General features: G+C 38.0%; 16 protein-coding genes and 1 pseudogene. 12 read left to right on the forward strand and 5 right to left on the reverse strand.

The genetic code is table 11. The features are described 5' to 3' along the window. Nucleotides 1-110: 110 nt before the first annotated feature. From FTV14_RS05610 to FTV14_RS05620, 4 genes and pseudogenes are all read left to right on the forward strand, one after another. Nucleotides 111-2,300 (forward strand): carboxy terminal-processing peptidase, encoded by a 2,190-nt coding sequence (locus FTV14_RS05610; RefSeq protein ID WP_166136328.1) that lies wholly within the window; start codon nt 111-113, stop codon nt 2,298-2,300. 426 nt (nt 2,301-2,726) lie between these two features. Beyond that, nucleotides 2,727-4,784: an EAL domain-containing protein gene (locus FTV14_RS05615; RefSeq protein ID WP_180053501.1), complete on the forward strand. Its 2,058-nt coding sequence runs from the start codon at nt 2,727-2,729 to the stop codon at nt 4,782-4,784. 287 nt (nt 4,785-5,071) lie between these two features. Then, nucleotides 5,072-5,143, forward strand: a pseudogene (locus tag FTV14_RS16185) (hypothetical protein); the annotation flags it as partial. Between the two features lie 219 nt (nt 5,144-5,362). Further along, nucleotides 5,363-6,562 (forward strand): integrase arm-type DNA-binding domain-containing protein, encoded by a 1,200-nt coding sequence (locus FTV14_RS05620; protein ID WP_004890115.1) that lies wholly within the window; start codon nt 5,363-5,365, stop codon nt 6,560-6,562. Here the strand turns inward: FTV14_RS05620 and FTV14_RS05625 are convergent. Next, complete coding sequence (locus FTV14_RS05625; RefSeq protein ID WP_000541018.1) at nt 6,555-6,776, reverse strand: hypothetical protein; 222 nt, start codon at nt 6,774-6,776, stop codon at nt 6,555-6,557. The genes FTV14_RS05620 and FTV14_RS05625 overlap by 8 nt on opposite strands. 214 nt (nt 6,777-6,990) lie before the next feature. Here FTV14_RS05625 and FTV14_RS05630 point away from each other — a divergent pair, with 214 nt between their 5' ends. From FTV14_RS05630 to FTV14_RS05640, 3 genes are all read left to right on the forward strand, one after another. Next, nucleotides 6,991-7,881 (forward strand): hypothetical protein, encoded by an 891-nt coding sequence (locus FTV14_RS05630; RefSeq protein WP_067666701.1) that lies wholly within the window; start codon nt 6,991-6,993, stop codon nt 7,879-7,881. 343 nt (nt 7,882-8,224) lie between these two features. After that, nucleotides 8,225-10,681 (forward strand): hypothetical protein, encoded by a 2,457-nt coding sequence (locus FTV14_RS05635; RefSeq protein WP_180053502.1) that lies wholly within the window; start codon nt 8,225-8,227, stop codon nt 10,679-10,681. A gap of 398 nt (nt 10,682-11,079) precedes the next feature. Further along, nucleotides 11,080-12,024 (forward strand): inovirus-type Gp2 protein, encoded by a 945-nt coding sequence (locus FTV14_RS05640; protein WP_180053503.1) that lies wholly within the window; start codon nt 11,080-11,082, stop codon nt 12,022-12,024. 63 nt (nt 12,025-12,087) lie between these two features. Here FTV14_RS05640 and FTV14_RS05645 read toward each other — a convergent pair whose 3' ends face one another. After that, a complete protein-coding gene (locus tag FTV14_RS05645; RefSeq protein ID WP_373688479.1) occupies nt 12,088-12,738 on the reverse strand; it encodes a hypothetical protein in 651 nt (216 codons plus the stop codon). 707 nt (nt 12,739-13,445) lie between these two features. Between FTV14_RS05645 and FTV14_RS05650 the strand changes: the two genes are divergently transcribed. Next, nucleotides 13,446-14,657, forward strand: a complete 1,212-nt coding sequence (locus tag FTV14_RS05650; protein WP_180053505.1) for a hypothetical protein — start codon at nt 13,446-13,448, stop codon at nt 14,655-14,657. Between the two features lie 115 nt (nt 14,658-14,772). Here the strand turns inward: FTV14_RS05650 and FTV14_RS05655 are convergent, their stop codons facing one another. Then, nucleotides 14,773-15,096, reverse strand: a complete 324-nt coding sequence (locus FTV14_RS05655) for a hypothetical protein (protein ID WP_257219760.1) — start codon at nt 15,094-15,096, stop codon at nt 14,773-14,775. Between the two features lie 203 nt (nt 15,097-15,299). Between FTV14_RS05655 and FTV14_RS05660 the strand changes: the two genes are divergently transcribed. The 4 genes from FTV14_RS05660 to FTV14_RS05675 all read left to right on the forward strand — a co-directional run bounded on the left by FTV14_RS05660 (nt 15,300) and on the right by FTV14_RS05675 (nt 18,997). Then, the gene (locus tag FTV14_RS05660; RefSeq protein WP_180053506.1) at nt 15,300-15,587 is read left to right on the forward strand and encodes a hypothetical protein; all 288 of its coding nucleotides are present in this window, start codon (nt 15,300-15,302) and stop codon (nt 15,585-15,587) included. Between the two features lie 45 nt (nt 15,588-15,632). Further along, entirely contained in the window at nt 15,633-16,676 is a 1,044-nt protein-coding gene (locus FTV14_RS05665; RefSeq protein ID WP_180053507.1) for a DUF932 domain-containing protein, read from the forward strand. 154 nt (nt 16,677-16,830) lie between these two features. Next, nucleotides 16,831-17,871, forward strand: coding sequence for a YqaJ viral recombinase family protein (locus FTV14_RS05670; protein ID WP_180053508.1), 1,041 nt, complete (start codon nt 16,831-16,833; stop codon nt 17,869-17,871). A 184-nt stretch (nt 17,872-18,055) separates the two neighbouring features. Then, nucleotides 18,056-18,997, forward strand: coding sequence for a hydrolase or metal-binding protein (locus tag FTV14_RS05675; protein WP_180053509.1), 942 nt, complete (start codon nt 18,056-18,058; stop codon nt 18,995-18,997). Nucleotides 18,998-19,063: 66 nt separating this feature from the next. Here FTV14_RS05675 and FTV14_RS05680 read toward each other — a convergent pair whose 3' ends face one another. Together FTV14_RS05680 and FTV14_RS05685 are read right to left on the reverse strand one after the other, a co-directional pair. Beyond that, entirely contained in the window at nt 19,064-20,764 is a 1,701-nt protein-coding gene (locus FTV14_RS05680; RefSeq protein WP_373688478.1) for a hypothetical protein, read from the reverse strand. Between the two features lie 86 nt (nt 20,765-20,850). Beyond that, nucleotides 20,851-21,948 (reverse strand): DUF4297 domain-containing protein, encoded by a 1,098-nt coding sequence (locus FTV14_RS05685; protein WP_171494226.1) that lies wholly within the window; start codon nt 21,946-21,948, stop codon nt 20,851-20,853. Between the last annotated feature and the right edge of the window lie 39 nt (nt 21,949-21,987).

Consider the following 21,987-nt stretch of genomic DNA (forward strand, 5'->3'; position numbering starts at 1 on the left):
ACTACACGACATAAACATATTAAGTTGTTTAAGATGCTGAATACTTTAAGTTCTGCTCGAAAAGCGACACGGTCAAATTGGTCTTGAGGCCAAGGAAGTACGAATTATTTATGAAATTTCAAACAATAGCTTGTGCAGTTGCGATTGCGACAGGCGGATTATTTTTTACCCATGTGGTGAATGATGCAATTGCAGCTGATGGTAAAGAAGTAGTCAGCAAAGCAGTGCTTCAACCTTCTCAAGAACAGGCATTGGTATCCCGACAACTGGCAACTCTCGTTGATCGCCAACATTATTTGAATATGCGTCTGGATGCTCAGACTTCACAGCGTATCTTTGATTTTTATATTGATAGTCTGGATGCAGATCACAGTCTTTTTCTGGCATCTGAAATAGAAGATTATAAAAAACGCTATGGCGCTACTTTCGGTGCCAATCTGAAAGCTGGTAATTTGTCTGGCCCTTATGAAATTCATGCGCAGTATCGTGAGCGTTTAGCCCAGTTCTATACCTTTATGCTGGAAGAACTGAAAAAACCACAAAATCTGAACCAGAAGAATGTATATATTGAAACGGATCGCGAAAAGGCGCCGTTCTTTAAAACTCAGGCTGAACAACGTGCTCACTGGTCAAAAATGCTGGTCTCTCAGCTGATTAACCTGACGATCAGTAAGGAAGAAGAGCAGGCCAAGCAAAATGCACTTAAAGCCAATCCTGAACTGGCGAATGGTCAGGACCTAACTGGGCCGGAAGATTTAACGCCTGCTCAAACCCTGACTAAGCGTTATACCCGTCAGTTAGAGCGTCTCAGCCGGATCAAGAGTGATGATGTGCTGGACAAAACCCTGAATGCGATGATGCTGACTTATGATCCGCACAGTAATTATTTCCCGCCTGTAGATGCGATGGAGCTGAACCGTCAGACTACATTGCAGCTGGAAGGGATTGGAGTGTCGATTCGCCCAGAACGTGGTAATGAAGATTACACCAAGATTGAAACCATTGTAGAAGGTGGGCCTGCCAGCAAATCAGGACAGGTAAAATCAGGTGACCGTATTGTTGGCGTTGCTCAAGACGGCGAACAGATGGTTGATGTAATTGGCTGGCCAAGCAATGAAATTGTTGGTCTGATTCGTGGTAAGCGCGGCACCAAAGTAACACTGAAGTTACTAGGCCCGGGTGCGACCATGGGACAGGCGCGTAATGTCAGTCTGGTACGTGATGTGATTCAGGAAGAAGATGCCGGGGTTAGAACCCGTACCGTGGAAATCCAGCGTGATGGTAAAAAATATCAATATGGTGTGATTGAAATTCCATCTTTCTATCTGAACTATCGTGCCCGTCGTGCGGGTACCGACTACCGTTCCGTATCAGAAGATACCAATAAGGCCCTGAAAGAGCTGGCTGCGAAGAATGTTGCCGGAATTATTGTAGACTTGCGCAATAACCCGGGTGGTTCACTTGAAGAAGTGGCACGTATGCTGGGACAGGTGATCAAGTCAGGTCCTGTGGTTCAGATTCGTGATGGTAACGGTAATGTCAGCGTCTTTGAAGATGATGATGGTGGTGCACAAACCTATGCCGGTCCATTGGCAGTAATGGTGAACCTGGCTTCTGCATCTGCAAGTGAAATTTATTCAGCAGCAATTCAGGATTATGAACGTGGCATCGTGATTGGTAGTACCACAACAGGTAAAGGAACTGCGCAGGTTCAGCTGGATAGCTTGGCACATGGTCAGGCAACACTGACTCAGCGTAAGTTCTACCGTGTGACGGGGGGTAGTACCCAAAACAAGGGCGTGATTCCGGATATCAAGCTGGTCGATATCTATAACGAAGAGTTTGGTGAACGTAAGGCTAAAAATGCCCTAGAGTGGGATACGATTCCAACTGCACCATTTAAACGTGAAGGTGTGGTACAAAAATATGTACCGGAACTGGCCAAGTTATCTCAACAGCGTGTCGCTCAGAATCCTCAATTCAAGTATCTGGAACAGCGTACAGCGGCTATGAAAAAAGTCGAAGACCAAAAACGTGTAGTTCTGGATCTGGAACAGCGTAAAGCTGAGTTGCTGGATATCGAGCGTAAAGCTTTAGAAGCTGAAAATGCCCGCCGTGCTGCAACCGGCTTAAAACCTTATCCAAACTGGGAAAGTTATCAGGCATCTCTGGATGCCATGGTTGAAGCCCGGGCGAAAATGAAAGCCAAAGAACGTCCGGCATTACCGGAAGAAGAAGCTTTTGTGCTGGAAGCCGCACATGTCTTGGCTGACTATGCTCAAGTACAGTCAAAACAGTAACTTTAACATAAAGTAATATAAGTTCTAAAAACAGCCTATTTCGATAGGCTGTTTTTTTGTGCAAATAAAATGCAATATCAATTAAATATAAAGTGCTATGTAACTAAATAAAAAAGAAAAATTTGTGATTTATGTCGAATAAAAAAGCTGGAATATTAAATTTAATCAATTGATAAAATCTCAAAGACTTCTAATATATAAGCTGAATTTTTATTTTATCGATTCAGGGCAATTTTAAACTTCACTCCAGCTACTGAAGAGATAAAAATATTGCAATAAATTTTGTATATAGCTTCAAGTTTGAAGCAGTCGGGATGAACTCTGAAAAGAGTATTTTATTTTTTATAGGGCGTAAATTTAGCGGGGAATCGTGCGAATACAGCTGCGCAATAAAATAAAAATGATCGCCCAGATGGAACATTTTATATGATTCATGCTCATCATGATGTCAGTCTGCTCATTGGATCGATGGCTGTAGCATTTATTGCCTGCTATTTGACGCTTACGCTTGAGCAGATGCTATTTCGTAATGTATCGCTAAGGTTGAAAACCCTTATTTTACTGTTCAGCGGTGGCTTGCTGGGGCTAGCAATCTGGGGAATGCATTATGTCGGCATGACGGCAGCTCATTTTCCTGATGCTTATGATATAGATACTGCACTCACCTTAAGTTCTTATGTGATTGGCTTTGTGGGAGCAACCTTTGCCATCTGGCTCACCACCCGTAAAACTTTGCCTTGTGCCCGTCTGATTCTAGGGGCTGTCCTGATGGGGCTGGGTATGTCAGGAATGCACTATGTGGGCATGCTGGGCCTGAATGTTAAAAATCATGTGACTGCCTATCACCCTTTATTAATGATCTGTTCGATTCTGATTGCGACAAGTGGGGCGGGACTCAGTTCCTGGGTGGCATTCAAATATCGACAGGCAGTGCAAAGTACGATCCGGATGAAGCTCGTGGTCGCAAGTATGCTCACGTTGACCATTGTCGGGATGCATTATACGGGAATGGCGGCACTCAGTTTTTATGAAAATGCCCATCCATTGAGCCAGATCAGTCATTCCCACTATGACTTGCTATTTTCAGTCATCCTGATTAGTTGTCTGGTACTGGTGACTGCATTTGGCGTAGCCATGCTGGAGTTACGCTTTGAATCACGTAACCGTCAGCTGATGCTGGCCAATAAAGAGCTGGCGAATCAGGCGATTCAGGATAATCTCACCAAACTGCCAAACCGTTTATATCTGGTCAAATATGCACAATTGCTGTTTTCTGGCCGGCAGCAAGATGCTCAGCATGAAATCGCTTTTTTATATATTGATTTGGATCGCTTTAAAGCCGTGAATGATGTGTTTGGCCATCACGTTGGGGATCAGCTACTGATTCAGCTGGCTTATCGTATTCATCAAATTCTGGGAGATGATTCCAAACTGCTGCGTATCGGTGGCGATGAATTTCTGCTGGTGCTGGAAAATACTACAGTAGAGCAGGCCTCGAAAATATCAGAAAAGATTCTGGAACTGATTCAGGAAAGTTTCCAGATCAGTGGCAAGACCATCAATATCTCGGGCAGTATCGGGATCGCCATGTATCCGAAGCATGGCCAGAATCTGCAGGATCTGCTGATCAATGCAGATGCCGCCATGTTGACTTCCAAGTATCAGGGACGGAATACCTATTCTGTTTTTAATTTCTCGACCGATCAGCATGAAAGCAAAAGCCAGAGTAAACTGATCAATGATCTGTATAAGGCAGTAGAAGAACAGCAATTTATCTTGGTTTATCAGCCAAAATTTACCCATGATGAGCAGATCTGTGGTGTAGAAGCGCTAATCCGCTGGAAGCACCCATTGCATGGTTTGCTGGGTCCGAATATGTTTATTCCCGGAGCAGAAAAAACCGGTTTGATTATTCCGATGGGCTACTGGGCTCTAGAGCAGGCCTGCAAACAGATTCAGCTCTGGGAAGCTGATCATGCTGATTTTTTCCCAATCGGCGTCAATTTATCTGCGGTTCAGTTTGAGCATAAGCATCTGATCAGCACACTGGAACAACTTCTGAATCAATATAAAATTGATCCTCAACATTTGATGATCGAGATTACCGAATCGACTGCCATGCATCATATTGATTCGAGTATCCGGACTTTGCAGCAGTTGCGTCAAATGGGCATCCAGTTGGCGATTGATGATTTTGGTACCGGGCATTCTAGCTTCCTGTATTTAAAAAACCTGCCTGTCGATGAGTTAAAAATTGACAAGGAATTTATTCAGGGTCTGAGTGCAGGTTCCAAGGAAGAAATGATTCTGGAAAGTATTATCCAGCTGGCCATTAAACTCGGTTTAAAAGTGACAGCTGAAGGAATTGAAACTGTGCAGCAGGCAGAAATTTTAACCCGTTTGGGCTGTCAGCAGATGCAGGGCTATCTGCTGGGTAAACCGATGGATGTCGAGCAACTTGAAGCTAGGGCCTTTGTTTCTTGAACCCGGTAAATCACTATTTAGAATTTTTTATGATTAAACTAATCAATTGTAAATTATAAAATTTATGTGGTTATCGATTTATAATTTCTAGATTGGGTAGTGAATTAAATCCGTTAAATCGACGAGCCAAAAAAATATCAGTTCAACCAGAAAAGAGAATGGGAAACTGTGATTTCTCCAGTTTATAGGGCTGCTTATTGGCTCTAGAAATCTGCTACAATATCGTCAATTTTTCATATTGATCGTATTTGATCTTGAGCACTGCGGTTCTGCAGTAGGTATTTTCCATGAGTTTTAAAGATGAGTTAGCGGCACAGGTCGCTCAGCGACGTACATTCGCCATTATTTCCCACCCAAATATTTGATATCTATTCAAGCCCATTCAACCTATTTCAAATATGATAATAAAAGCATTGTAAGTGCTGTAAAAATATAAAAATATTGATATTCTTTATCTGGTATATCTTTCAACCCCATTCAATAGATTTCAAGTCTAGTCAGTATGTTTGTGTACATATGTGTGTACACATTTTCTAGAATTTTCTATTTGAAAAAAATATGTACACAGGTGGAGTAAAATGCCTTTAACAGATACGTGGCTTAAGAAGAATCTAGATCGTGAACGTTCAGCTATACATACAGAGTCTGATCAAGATGGATTGAGCGTTCGTGTTTCTCAAAAAGGAAAACTCACTTTTCAGATGCGTTTTCGATATAACGATAAGCAAGCTCGTTTAGACTTGGGAACCTATCCAAATATGAGTCTTAAAGAAGCTCGTATTGAATTGCAGAAAATGAAAGCAATTTTAGAAAAGGGACATGACCCGCGTATTCATAAAAAAGTAGAGCTTCACAAGATCACAGAGGCTATAACTTTTGAAGCGTTATTTCGTGAGTGGCATGCGAAATATAGTATTCCTAATAAAAAGAATGCAGATCAATATTTAAGATCATTTGAACTTTATGTTTTCCCAAAGTTAGGTAGCATACCTGCTGAGCAAATCACATTACATATGTGGTTAGATTTACTAGAAGAGCAATTTAAACAGTCGCCATCGATAACTGATCGCATTCTTACGAATACAAAGCAGTGTTTGGATTGGGGGATTAATCGAAAATTAATTGAGCAAAATCCCATAAGACATATCACTGGAAAGCGTGACTTAAATATTAAGAAAAATAAAACTGTTCGAGTATTACAAGATGATGAGTTGTCTTTAATTTTTAAAATTTGTGATGAGTCTAGAACATCATTAAGGAATGTTTTATTTCTCAAGTTATGTTTGTTTTATGGTAATCGATATAGTGAGTTGAGGCTTGCACGGAAATCAGATTTCGATTTTAGTAAAAATACATGGACAGTACCGTATGAAAATCATAAGACAGGAGAAAGTAAAGGGGACATTGTTCGACCTATTATTGATGAGATCAAACCGTGGCTTCAGTCTGCAATGGATTTGAGTAATTCTGAATACATTTTCCCACATGAAAATGGCAAAGAGCCAATGGGGCGTAGTGGGCCAACAGATACCCCTTATAACTTCATGCAATTTGCAAGGAAGAATTATAAAATTGAAATGGATCATTGGTCTATGCATGATTTACGGCGTACAGCAAGGACAAATTTCAGTGCGTTTACAAGTAGGGATGTTGCGGAACTGATGGTTGGTCATGTGATGCCTGGGGAACAGGGGACATATGACTATTATGATTATCAAAAAGAGATGTCGAAGGCTTATAAAAAATGGTGGAAAAAATTAAGTAATCTGTCTAGCTAGACAGATTACTCATTTGGTTGTTATTGAAATATTTGATTAGCCATTCGTTAAACGTTTCTTCATCCCAAAGGCTAGTAGAGCCAGCGCATTTCTTAATAGGTTGAGGCATTGGTTGCTCGAACATTTTTTGATTAGGTTGTTGGTAACGCCATAAAGTCGATGCAGAGCAATTTTTGAGTTTGTGGCGAATTTCTTTAGATGTTAAGTAGCCCATATCTTTGATCCTTTTGTGATTATCGCAATTAGATAAAAGAACTAATTTTTTAACCTTAAATATTGGCTGGAAATCAACCTATAATGTTAAAACTATTAGATCAGTTCATTGATGGGGTAACTATAAAATTTAGAAAATGTTTAAAATAGAGCAGTACGCATATCTAGAAATATAGTAGTATTATGCTATGTAATTATCTGTATTTTAATGAATTATGATTGATAAAAAATTATCAAGGTTAGAGCAGCTTGAGCAGGATATATGGTTAAACTTTTGTTACTACTATCAGTGTGAATTGAATAATGAATTAATAGAAACGGAGAATCAATCATATATTGATCAAAAAGAAAAAATCATAAAAAGAATGCAGCAGAATGATTTTCAATTGAGTGAGCAGTCAGCTTTTCATTTAGAAATGATGGGGGATGTGGTTTCAATCCCTTTCAAGCCATTCCAGATTGCACAGCTTTTAATGCAGATAAATACATTAAGACTTGAGATGAATAACTTGCCTGCCAAAATTTTCCAAAGGCAATATTCAGATATTTTAATTGCTTATGTGCAAATTCTTGGTGGGGTGGAGTTTATTCAGAACCGTACACTTGCCAAAAGTGCAAAGGCAATCCTTGCTGTTAAAGCTCGTTACGACAAGCATTTATATCCAAGACGGGAAATTTTATATCGCACTTTAAGAGAGCAGGTGGCGCGTCGTGGCAAATGGGTTAATTTGAATCAAGCTGTTCATTTTGTGCTTGATGATCTGGTCAAAGCTTTTGAGGTTTACGATATTGAATGGCTTCAGTCTGAACTTGTGCTTAAGCAAAACCTGCTTGGGGAGCTGGAGCAGCAGTCAGCTAAGCAAGCCTCTGGTGATTCTAGTGGTGTGAGAAGAAAGCCAGCAGCAATAACTAAAAAAATAAAAGAATTACAAGGTGAACTTAAAATCCTGAATCAGATACTTAAGGCTAAATACCCCTCCAAAGAGATGGAAAAATTCGATTATAAAATGCCATATAGTGGGGGGTACATTGCTGAAACTATTATTCATGAACTAAGAACCCAGCCGGAATTATTAAGGGAAATTTTGCACAGGGATATTTCCTGATGTTTGTTTATTAGAAGTGAATTTTGATTGAGAGAAATAATTTCGATACTGTATCTGTACTTCATAGTTTGTTGCTTGCACAAGTAATTTATTTGTGAAAGCTAATCTAGGAAATATAAAAATACTGATGGATCAAGGGTGGAATTTTCAAGGCAGGAGCACAAGCTTCTGCTTTTTTTGTCGATAATGAATGAAAATTAATAAATCTAAAAGTCGTATTTTTTATAAAAATAAAGAAGATTATTAAATCTGTAGAATACAAATAATATTTTTTAATATTATTTTTATATCTTTATAAAGTGATATAATTTAATTATCACGTGTAATAATACATTTAAAAATTATGAAAGAACATCGATATATAAGCACTTTAGACACTTTAAATGAGAATAAATTAAAAATTAGTGATGAAGATATATTCCGTATTTTAAGATTAAAAAAATTAAAAATGATTGCTTCCTATGAAAAGAGTGGAAGTAGTGTAGACCACGCAAAAAATTTGATTGAAGAATTGGAAAAGTTGCAGTATTTATGGTCTGTGGTTGAGCAAAATTCATCATCTTCACTCGATCAGTTTAGATATAATTTAAGCAACAATAAGGCAACTTCTTGGGTGTGTATCAGACAAGAGATCGAAGCTTTAAGTTGTGATCTGAATATGCTGATGCTGCCATATCTCAAAATGGGTGATGGACTTTTTTTAGTCCAGCAAATGCTGAAAGCTCTGAGTCAATCGCAATCTTATTTAAACGACCAACAGCAGTACCTATATTCACCTTTAAATGTGAATATTACTTCAGGGCTGTCAACAGAAGTGAGTGGTACGCATCTTCAACAGCATATTCAGAGACATACGTATTTAGATGTTTTGCTGTGGTTGAAACAATATTTAAGTACAGCCACCTATCCTCAGAATTATGTTATTCCACCCCTAACCCCTCAAGTCACAACGGAGCAACTATTTGATACTCTGCTGGGCAGATACGGTTCACTTTATTGCCTGTCTTTAAATATTCAGCTTCCTTTTGTGCCAGCTCGAATTGAGGATTATGCAGAGTTTATAAAAAGTCGGGTGATGCTTCTTCCTCAGATACAACAAATTATTCAGGGTGCTGCTGGACTATTGTTTACGATGACTAAGATTGAGCATGATTTGGTGTCTGGATTGAACCTGCACATTGTATTAGTTCTAAATAACAATAAAGCAAAGGTTGCTGAGAGAGTTATTAAAAGATTTGAATCTGAGTTAAAAAAGCTTCTGATTGCTCGCCCTTTTTCTATTCACCACTGGGGGAAACAGCTCGCTCAGGATTTGAAAAAAGATGAAATTGATGGGGTAATAAAATCAACAGATAAGCGAAAAATAAGGGATTTTAAATACTGGATTTTGAATTTTTTTCAGCATGTAGATGAAGTCATTCAATTCCAATATTTCCTCAACAATCAAAATTACAATATCAATCAAGTTTGGTATTCCTCTGAACTTTTAGATGAACGTAATTTTCCTGTCGATCTAACGATGATGGGTCGAAAATCATTTCAGGACATGGCTCGCTTTGAAGATGATAAAATATGGAGTGTTCGTCACCTACCAGCCATCGCAAAAAATAGACTTAAGATTTCGCAAATTTTTAATCGTGAGTTGGCAATTCAGCTGGTTGATTTTCCAAATTTTATGGGGCTAATTCAGAATATAGAAATATTTATGGCGACTGTGATGGATACTACAGTCGGTGCATTTAATCTGCCAATACGACTAGGAAATGTTGAGTTGTCTGCTGAAGAAATCGAGCATTCGATAACGCGTATTGGTCATCAGTTGTTATGGATATGCAGTCACTTATCTGACTTACAACTATTAAGCATGAGTCCTTTCTTGTCTAAGTTGAATATCAATGTGCAATTCTTTTTAAAGAATATGTATCTTTGGCAGATGCAACAACAACTGGTGGATAAAACCAGTAAGCAAGGTGCTGAAAGATTCAATGCACTGGTCAAGCAACTTCGACTAGATTATCACTCAAATATCAGACAGTCTAAGTTGGATGTGAAAATCTGGAAACAGGTGCAGCATTCAGTAACATTAGATTTAGATGAGTCAACAACAGATAGCAATAAAAGGGTCGTTAAATATATCGACTATGTCCAAGCTGTTGATGTGGGTGATGAGGACATTGCTACAAATGATCATATTGAAGCCTGTTATAAGAAGTGTGAACTCAGACTGAAAAGCTTGCAGACGTACGTTAAAAGTTTACTGAAAAGAGAATGTACTCTCTATCGAGTTCATTTTGGACTGGGGTCAAATGGTGCGGAAGTCAATCAGCAGATTTTTTCAAAAAACATCACTGAAATGTTTTTACGTAACCGCAGAGGGAAACCCATATCCAGTATGACAGGATATTTTGGAGCATGGCGTGAATATGGTGGGCAGCATACTTATCTTGATCTCATTTTAGTTTTTGATGCGAGAAAGTATGAGGAACTAAGAGATATGGATAATTTATTCTGGGAATTGTGGAAAAGCCAAATGGATTCTGTTCAGCAGGATGGGTACAAAACGTCATTCAACATTGTTCCATTGATGCCATCTGTTCCTGAGATGAATCAGCAATCGTTTTTACTTGAAATCGGTGATCAGTCAAGGCGAAAGCAGGTCTTTGAAGTATTGGTAAATTATTATAGTTTTATTGAGCTGTATGAGCGACAAGCTACTGTACGAGTCCCTAAAGTTTTAGTGAAGGGCAGTGTGACTAAAACGACAGTTAAATCTAAAGTTAAAATTAAACCTAAGGCGTAAGTTTAGCTTCTGCAACATTCCCATATTTCTGTTGTTCTCGCTGTATGGGACTGCGGTGCAATGGTTAGATCAGAATGACTTGCTTAACAGGTAATATATATTATTAACTACAAGAGTAATATGTAAATAATATATTAAACATAAACAATATCTTATCTAGTTAGGTGAGTGCTGTTATTCACTTAGCTCGGTATAGCCCATACTCAAATGGGCTATACATCATGTATCAATGACACAGTGTTAAAATATTCAGAACTAACCCTATAGTATGTTCCAACGTCTATGAGCACATATTCAGTTGAGCAGGATGACTACAACATCCTGCTAGAGAATCCTGATCAGTAAAATTTTACATCTCTCTCTTAGATATGAACCTTATGTTTCGAGAGAGAATCCAAATGTACCAGAATATTAAATATGATCAGCTTTACCATGAAGCAGAAGTATTGGCAGCAGTAGACCATTTCATTCAAGAAGTTTGCTTAGGTAGTTATGATTTATATCATCAAAACCTGATGATAGACCTACAAAAATTAGTTCAGTCATTTAAGCCAATCTATAACGCTAATTTTTTCTATTGCAATACAGTGCAGATATTCATTGATGTTGTGAACATCGTTGATCACACACTCAGTCTAATGCCACAGGCAGACCATGATTGTATAGTCTGTTTTGATGATATGACAGTCTGGCATATTTTGACTTATATCCAGTCATTATCAGGCTGGGTAAAACAGCAACTGATCGATTTTCAAAAACGTGAATTAGAAAATCAACAGAGCCTTTTTGAATATGCATCCACACTCATTCATCATTATGCGAGAACATTGGTTGTTCGAGTAGATTTATCTATTAAGAAAGAATATCAAGCCTTATACAACATTCAGGCATTTAACAAAGCATTAGACACTTTGCTTCGTCGAATCGCAGATCAGGATACGTGCTTTAGTGGTTTACATGGTTATGCATGGGCTTTAGAGCATGGGGTAAGCAAAGGCTATCATTGTCATCTCTTGCTTATGTACGATGGAAATATACATCGAGGTGATTTTGAAATGGGGCAGTGGGTAGGAGAGTGTTGGGAGCAGATTACGCATGAATGTGGTTATATTTTTAACTGTAATCATTCCGATTATAAAGCTAGTTACGAAGCAATGGGAACATTAGGGATTGGTATGATTCATAGTAAAAATCCTGATCAAGTTTATAATTTTCTTAACTATGTTGTCCCTTATCTGGTGAATGCTGAAAAAGAACAGCAGCATCCCCGAGTGAAAGATCCAGCCTATACGCGTAGCTTTGGCAGAGGGGTGCTTGATTCGAAGAATCGAAGAGGTTTATAAATATTGAATTTCAGTAGAGAACACATCTAATTTATTGTGTTCTCTATGTTGTGTAATCTGATATCAAAATGACAAATTCACATTGCCTTGATCGGTTATCATTTCAGCTTCAAGTACCTGATCACCACGGCATTTCAGTAAATATTTCACTGTAGAGCTGTAGTTCATAGTCACAGGCATTTTGCTATAAAAATCACCTGTACTAAATCCACAGCGACCACGATTAATATTTAGACCTTGTAAGGTAAAAGGTTGTTCATTGGTTGATTGAATTTCAATGAAATATTCCATCGCACCCGGCACATTAAATGCAGATTGGGATTCTTGGGATGTAATTCTGGCACGAACAGAAAACTCTGGTTGCTCCATTTCCATCGGAATATTATTGCTATATTCAGGATTGTTTGGGTCAAGATCAGATTCCATCATGGATTTAAGTGCTTCAGGATATTTATCCCAACTATCAAGAAATGACTGTGCTTGTTTGACTGCCGCAGGCAGATACTCTGTGTCATTTTCCACAATCATTTGCATATCATGGAGTTTGGTTATTACTGCTTCTTCGGTATAGGGAGCATAGATAGACTGAGTAGCTTTGCTTGTGGCAGCAGTTTCAGTGGACTGACTTTGTTCACTGCCTGAAGATGGTTCATGGTTCTGACTACAGCCTGATGCTAAAAGTGTAAGCGTGATAGCTAAAAGTGAAGTTTGGATTTTCATATTTTCCCCCGATTTTTTATTGTGATATTTGATATGCTTTTAATATTGCTTAATTTACTGAACAATAGGCTGAACAAAGCCTATAAAGGAATGTTATCCTTTAGAACAATTGAATGAGCAATAAAATTTATTGATGATGCCTAGGGCAACAATGGAGTTGAAAATCGTTTTAGAGAAAATAATAAAAATAGAAAATGCTTAGTCATGGATATGACTCCTTTGGCTATGAAAGAAGTTCCACCAGATTACTGTCAAATAATGGTGGCGAAACGAAAGAGGGTTAGCAGACTGATAGCCAATGGATCAGCACACCCGAAGGTGTCCCCCTCCCGTTCCGCCGCAGAGGGGGCACGCAGGGATTCCCACCAAAAAGTTAAACTTTTTAGTGTATGGCTAAACGGTCTGCTAAAACCGACTGACGATGTAGGTCAGCAATTGAATGATAAATTTAAGGTAGGGCTTAGTCAATCAAGCTTATAAAAAATGAGAAAGATCAAATGATGTAGCTTTGAGTTGACTTCAAAATAAGGATAGTAAATAATCTGCTACAGGTTGCGTTGACCCCACTAGCACAGCAATTAGTAAAAAAAACGATTACAACTTATTCTGATAACCATCTATTCATAACTGTGATCTTGTAGATCCCAATATGAGGTTTAAAGCTGTGCACCTTATATTGAGTGAATCTTAAAGGATCAGTCATGCCAATCGCTAAACATATAAAGTCTCTAGTTGAAAGACTTAATTCAGAAATCGCTTTTTATAATTGTGAATATGAGCCATTAAAGTCTTCACATGGCTATGATTTGCTTGCCTGTTTATGTGGTTTAGATAAATATCATTTTCAGCAAGTTGGCTTCGTTTCCACTCGTCTTTTTTTGAATGTTCCCACTTATCAGCCAGTAGGATGGAATCATCACATTGGACTTGATCAAGCACTTGAACAGCTCATTTGTAAGAAAACGGGATTAAACAGTAAAGAGCATTTCTATATTTTAGGTGGACTTGTTGCTCAACTGACAATGCATGGTTTTAAGGGGGAGGGAGAGTGTATTCGACATCCTGATCAATTGATCGCTATGCTTCGGGAACTCTATAACACGGATAAATCTGTGTTAGAACATTTGGATAGCATTGTTGAGCTAATTGATAATCTTGAATATGTCGAAAATAAGAAATCCAAGAATCTAAAGTTACCTCACTATTGGATTTTACATTGGTGCTATGCAGTACTGCGTAAACACGAAATAATGATCAAAAAAGAGATTCTGGCAAATAATAAAATCCTTACCAAACAGCAAGCCTTGCTTATGGTATATCAGCCATATTTTGAGTGTGCGCAAGGTGCTTTAGAAAAATACTATGCTTGGTGTATAGAGCAAAACTTTGATCAGGCAGTGGACTTTAATGAACAATTCAAAGCAGTTTTGTTTACCAGTAGTTATGATCAAACTCATGCCTTTGCTATGCCAGCTCAAAATCATGAATTGCAATTAATTACGTCGAGAAAGACCAGTAATATATTTTATCAAATTGATGATGTTCATCAGGGGGAATATGAAACATGGAATTCATTTTACCGACTGATGAATGAGGCGGAACGTGAAGCTGTAACAGATAAAGAAAGTATCATCCTGATTCTTTTGCAACGACATTTTAGAAAAGATGCGCTTGGCAGAGATGATACAGGTATGGATTTTGTTATTATCAATACATACCAATATTTGTTTTCTGATGAGTTTGAGGATGAGTTGAAGCAGCGTTTTCCTTTGCTGAATGAGAGAGGGCGTCAGCATCAACTTGAACAGAAAGCTTTGTCTATTTATAGTCAAATGTATCGCCATTACTTGAAGCACAAGAATTTTGATGATTATCAATTGCCAGAATTAGTTGGAATTAAAGCAACTGAATGATGTGTTGAAAGCGTCAAGAGATGGCATGAATATAAAATAAATTCGATGTTTAGCTGAATGCTAAGGGTGGAAGGAGGGATGTTGCTACATCCCTTCACAGCTATGTTGATAGAAGTTATTCTTCTGGAGGTAGAACTTTTCCCCCTTTACTTGCAGGGGCAAGCATAGATTTTACCCATTCCTGGGATAAAAATTTAGGTTTTTCTGAGGTTGGATTTGATGATACAAATTGATCTGGCTGAGTGATAGCATCAGTTGTGACCTTTGTTTGCTTTGGGGACTTTAACGGTTTTGTGTAAGACATTGCTTGAATCGCATGTTGCTCGTCCACAATACCTTTGGCAACTTTATCTAATTTTCCTGTACGTGTTGCATGTTGGATTTGATGCTTCGTATAGCCATACTTTGCACAAAAATCTGCAATTCGAATGTGTGTCATAATTTTAAAACCATTTTGTATTTTTTTTTATCGTACTGATTTTATATAACAAATCAATCATTAAATTGAATCATATTCCAAATTATTTCAGATACATAACATCCTAATGAGAATCATGAAGCTCTTTAGAGTACACATGAAAAATGAATATTAAGCCTGCCATCGTGCAGGCTTTTTTATGCCCAAAATTTAGGAGTCAAGTCATGAGCTTGAATTGTCCCTTTTGTCATTCAACCGACATCATGATTGTTGAAGCGAATGCGCAACAAGCAAATTTAACATTATCAAATCTTGCATCACCCGCAGCTTTAGGGGCCTTAGGTACAACCGTTGCGAAGTCTTTGAATTTGCCTCCCATCGTTGGAGGAATTGCAGGAACTGTACTCGGTGGTTTGTTTAATTCTTTTACAGAACAAAGCACACCTCCGCAGCAAAGTTTGTGCTTCTGCCATAACTGTTACCAAAAGTTCCCCATTCAATATCTGAATTAAGAACAGATCCAATTTTTCAATATGATTTTAAAAAGGAATAAAACTATGGCACATCAACTTGAACAAATGGCTTATGTCGGTGAAACCCCTTGGCATGGGCTAGGGAATCAACTAAGTCAAAACCAACCGATTGAGGTCTGGGCACAGCAGGCAGGCATGGATTGGCGTATCGAGTCATCTAATGTCAGTTATATGGCACGGAATGAACGTGGGCAAAGCATCATTATGCCGTATGAAGAACAGCGTGTACTTTACCGTTCTGATACCCATGCACCCTTGTCAGTGGTCAGTCAACGTTTTCAGGAAGTCCAACCTCGTGAGATCTTAGAGTTCTATCGTGATCTAACTGAACAATCAGGCTTTGAATTGGAAACCGCAGGCGTGCTTAAAGGTGGCAAGAAATTCTGGGCGTTAGCACGTACAGGTCAATCTACTGCACTTAAAGGCAAGGATGTCAGTAATGGCTACATTCTGTTGGCAACCGCTTGTGATGGCACCTTGGCAACTACGGCACAATTCACTTCCATTCGTGTTGTCTGCAACAACACCTTGGCGATTGCTTTACGTGGTCAGAACAGTAATGCAGGTGTAGTGAAAGTTCCGCATAGCACCAAGTTTGATGCAGATAAAGTCAAACAGCAATTGGGCATTTCAGTACGTGCATGGGATGAACACATGTATGAGATGAAGCAGCTCAGTCAGCGTAAAGTCACCCAAGGAGAAGCAGCTGCTTTCTTTGATGCGGTGTTCAACAACACCAGCATGAGTGTGGCAGATCAGGAGGACAATATTATTCAGTTCTACCGTGATGTTGCAACTCAGGCAGCACATGCAAATACCAAGGAAAAAGCTGAACCTAATGCCAAGGCGATGACTAAAGCAATGGACATGTTTAATGGTCAGGGACGTGGTGCAGAGTTGAGTTCAGCTAAAGGAACGGCTTATGGATTACTGTGTTCAATTACAGAATTTATTGATCATGAACGACGTGCCATGAGTACAGATCATCGACTCGATTCAGCTTGGTTCGGTGCAGGAGCAGCGATCAAGCAACGTGGACTTGAACAGGCTTTACGTATGGTGTCATAGCGTAGAAATTTGAGTTTCTTGCAATGGAAAGTTAGACCTATCTATTTATATTTTAAATATAAATTTACATTTCAAAAAATTAAACCACATCTTCGGGTGTGGTTTTTTTATGCCCTTTATTTGCCACCATCCATATAAAATGAGGAAGCAAGCTATGAATACAGCAATATTAAACCCATCCACTCAACAAGCCAGCAAACCCTTTAATGCCCCAAAATTATTTACAGCGAAACGCTTGGTCAATACTAAAAACATGACTCAATCTGACTGGCTTGAAGTCAGACGACAAGGCATTGGCAGTAGTGATTGTGCAGCAGCCTGTGGATTGAATCCCTATATGTCGATGCTCGAACTTTGGATGATCAAGACAGGGCGAGTCAAACAATCGATTGAAGATGAAAGTTCAGGTGTCTCTCCACTCTATTGGGGCAAGCAACTAGAGCCATTGGTGGCTGAGTACTACAGCATGCATACCAATAACAAGGTACGCAGAATCAATGCAGTGCTTCAGCATCCAGATCCTGATAAGCATTTTATGCTTGCCAATCTGGATTACTCCGTTGTGGGTAGTGATGAAGTTCAAATTCTGGAATGCAAAACAGCAGGAGAGTACGGCGCAAAACTTTGGCGAGAGGGTGTGCCTTTATATGTCTTGTGTCAGGTACAACATCAATTAGCAGTGACAGGCAAACGAGCAGCACATGTTTGTGTGCTGATTTGTGGTCATGAAACCAAAATCTTCAAAGTGACGCGTTCCGAATCCGTGATCAAACATATCATCAATGCGGAACATTACTTCTGGGATTGTGTGGAAAAAGATATACCACCTGATGCAGATGCCAGTGAGTCGGCAGCCAAAGCCATACAGCAGCTTTATCCACAACATATTCCGTTGACTGTTGAAGACTTGAGTCATAACGAACATGCCAATCAATTGTTTGCTCAACTGATTAAAGAAAAGCATCACATTGAGCAGCATCAAAATAACTTTGATGAAACTAAGCATCAAATCCAGATGTTGATGAAGGATGCTGAACGAGCAACCTTTGCCAATGGTTCGGTGACGTGGAAGAAATCCAAAGATTCAATCAGTTTAGACAGCAAAGCCTTACTCAAACTTCACCCAGAAATGCTTGAGCAGTTTCCGCAAAACAAAGCAGGAACACGACGCTTTCAGATCTATACCAATGACTGAATTCATCACGTCGATATTTCCAGTCTTCAAAAAAGCGCAAAAAACCACCCCCGACCTACCGACTCCCGAAGGAGCGGTAGGCCAACAATGGCGGTCTTTGCATTTCATCTGATCTTTAAACGGTTTTGTATTTGCTTACATAACAAAGGGTCAACAGTAAAATTTTATTTAGAGGAAAATTATCATGATTAAAGGTTTAGCAATCACACCACCGATCCTTGGACGTATCAGTATTGGTAAAGTTGTTGAAAAGAACGGTAAACGACTGCCTGAAAAGGACGACCAATTTACCATTACCAGTCAAATCCAAAGCAAAGAGGGGTGGATCAAACATCCGCTTGATGAGCAATTACGCAGTAAAGCACCGAATCAAAAACTCCGTACCATTCCAGTAAGGATGATCTTCAATGATCCTGAGCTGAATCTAAGGGCTGAGTACACCTTGTTTGACCGTCAAACAGGACGGCCTGTCTGTGTAGGCAATGGTGAAACCTGTCAGCGACTCACCAATCAAGGCGTAGAACAACATTCCTGCCCATCCCCTGATTTATGTCCTTTAGCTCAAGGAGGCAACTGTAAGCCTTATGGGCGTTTGCATGTGAACTTAGATGAATCGGATGAACTCGGTACATTTATTTTTAGAACCACTGGCTTTAACAGCATTCGGACTTTGGCAGCACGACTGAGTTACTACCACGCTGCATCGAATGGTTTACTTTCATGCCTACCACTGCAAATTATACTACGAGGCAAGTCCACCACACAAAGCTATCGTACGCCTGTGTACTATGTGGATTTAACATTGAAAGATGGGGTTAATCTGCAACAAGCTATTCAAATGGCGCAAGAGATTGACCAGCAAAGTAAACAAGCAGGTTTTAATCAAACGGCGTTAGATCAGACTGCAAGGCAGGGTTTTGCCAATGCACAGTTTGAAGTCAATGCAGAGGAGGGCTTGGATTTAGTAGAGGAGTTTTATATGGATGAAAATCAAGAGACTAATATTGAACAAGCGCAGCCTTTAACAATGACGAGAGCTAAAGTAAAAGATAAGTCGAATCATGAGGATGGATTTGTGCAGGATATACAGAAAGGATTGCAGGGGAGTGTGAGGGCAATTAACTGATGTGTCTTGAGTACGATAAAAATATTCATATTAACTTCAATAGAATATAAGGGGGGATTACTCCCCTTATGCAAAGTCATAACTTTCGAAATTTAATAAGTCTTTTAGTTCCTTATATTTTTTAGTATCAAGCAACTTGTTTTCAGTTAGGAAAATAGTATTCGCTTGCTTTTTATAAGTTTTAATTTCCTCTCGATTCATTGCACAGATGAAGAGCTGAGCGGAATTAGGTGTATGCTGAATAATAAAATTAATAATTTTGGAGTAGTTGAAGTCAGCCTGTTCTTGTTGATTTGGAGTGTCGATTATGATTGGGGCGAAAACTTCATTTTCTGCATTATGAATTTGTTTTAAAACAGCATAGTAGTATGCTAAAAGACCACGAGTACTTTCTGCTGCTCCACCATTCCCATGCATTTTACTATAATCACTAGATGAGGATATATTGGAAAGGTTTACCGCTGTAGCATCAAGTTTTTCAATATAACTGCTTAAACTTAATTTGAAATTTGAATTTAGTTTATCTTTTTCTTCTTTTGTTAATAATTTGGTTTGCTCTTTTTTAGAGGAGCGAATTTCGCTGTCGTATTTTTTTATTTGGATATAACTATCTTCAATTGTTTTTTGAACTCTATTATGTATTGTACTGGTAGCAATTTCTTCGAGGATATTTGGTTTATTGGGTTGAGAAATTTCATTTGCAGAAAGTGAGCTATCATATTTTTCATGAATTAACTGAATTTGAGTTTCAATTTCTTTTAAAGTTCCATTATTTTTCAATAAATTTTTATTAAGTACGCCCAGTTTATTTTTAATAGTTTCGATTTGACGTTCAGCTTCAACTTTATCGGCTAGAATAGATGCCCTATTAACTAATGAGTTATCGTGTTTTGTACCGCAAATTGGACAAGAAATATTCTCGAACTCTATATTTTCAATAGAAAATTGGTAATCTTTTTCAAGTTCTTGAGAAGCAATTAAAGCTAAATCTAGTTGATTTTGGAAATAGATTTTATCAGCATTTAATTCACTTATTTTTTTGAAAAAATCTTCTTGTTGTTGCTGTAATGCGTTAAGGTCTTCATTTACTGTTTGATATAGATCTTCTAGCTGGCTAGATGTTAATGCAATAACTTTAGGGCTAGTTGGTAGGTATTCAGTAATAATATTAATACTTGTTTCAATAGTCCTAACTTTTTCTTCAACAGATTTTTTTTCAAATTGGTTTTTAGAAATTTCTTCAAGAATTTTAAAGTACTCAGAGTTTATATAACCTGTGTGATATTTAATCACCGTGGGCTTCCAATTACGATATTGCTGAAGATTAGTAAAGCCGCTCCATGTTTGAGTCCAGCTTGATTCTTGATCAATGTAGAAAGGGAGAAAGTAATATGCTGGAGGAGGTGTTTCAAGTTTTGTTGTATCTTTTTTGTTTGGCAATAAAACTTTAAAGCCAACAATTTCAGCAAATAATTTTGAATATTCACCAGTGATCTTTTCAAATTTTTGCCAACCTTTACTTGGTTGTTTTATAAAAATAATATCATTATACCGACCAACTGCATATTCACTATTACCGATATCAAAAACTAATAAGGATCTTATATCGAAAGACTTCCATGTGGGATCATGATGGGTTGAGCAACCTAAAGTCCAAAGGAGTAGTTTAGCAAGAGTGGATTTGCCAATACTATTATCATCCCCTGTAATCAAATTAAATTTTGGGTGGAAGTTGAACTGATTTGCGGACTTTTGGGAATTTGACACGATTGTCAGTTGTTTGAACGATAAGTTTATTATGTTGTCCAATTCTTAAGTTCCTAATCAAAAGTTTGAAATTTTCGTTGTTTGGCTTAGTGTTCTTCATTTTTACAAATCAACTCATAAAAAAGCCCAGCTTTGATTACATTATCATGACTTGATGTAATCTTGTCATTTTTAAGCAGTTGTTCCATTGTTTTGTCTATGAAAGTTTCTAATCCTTCATCCTCATAAACTGAATAATTGATATTTACAATATTTTTCATTATTTCATGGTCTTGGAGTACGGCAAGGTTTCTTTGTAAGGAAGAGGAATGATAACGATGAAATTCTTTTCTAATTTTTGCTTTTTCATGATGTTTGAAATTTAGCTCATTAAGGATTTCAGTAAGCTCATTCTCGCGAACTTGAAGGTCATTACTTTGTGTAAATTGAGAAATAGTGTTTTCGACGGTGATGCCTGTTAAGCCTTTTTTTTGGATTAGATCATCCCAGAGTTTATAGTCATATGTAACAGCACCTTTAATACGTAATTCATCCATTAATAAGCGATAGATAGATTCGGCGTTATGATTTGCTCCAGCCTTAATTTTATTAACTAAACTTGTGATTTGCCCAATTGTGTATTGTTGAAATCCTTTTGCTGGTAAAGTAGGGGTAATAAATGAAAGTGTATCAGGTAAGTTTTTATCGCCGATTTCTGTATCAATAGCAACTTGAATGTCATTAATACATTCTTCATGTAAATCACCGATTTTGATGACCTCAAGATTTAAAGGTTCACCATTAAGTTGAAGTGAGAATCCACAAGTTGCCACTAAATTTAAACTGATTAATTTATCGCGATAAGGTTTATCTTTAATACCTAATAACATTTTTCCTAATACTGAATTAGAATCTTTTTTTGTACGTTTAGTTAGACTCTTATTTGTATATTTTGAAGAAGATTTATTTTTAACCTGATTGAATTCAAATTGCACTTTAGATCCATCTATTGATGAACAATAAACAACATCTTCATGCAGTTCGATAAAAACAACGTAGTCAGTTGAATTTGAATGCTCATCTAAAACTCGACCTAAAGCCCAATGATATTGATATTCGTATTTCCCATAAGTGCTAGCACCTGCTGTTTCTCGTTGAACAACAGCTAAAGGGTTTGCGGTTTTTATAGTTTTAATTTCTGCCAAAATAAATTTTCCTCTACTCTATAAGTGCGGAAAGCATTA

The organism is Acinetobacter sp. YH12236, from assembly GCF_013417645.1.
Classification (GTDB): Bacteria; Pseudomonadota; Gammaproteobacteria; order Pseudomonadales; family Moraxellaceae; genus Acinetobacter.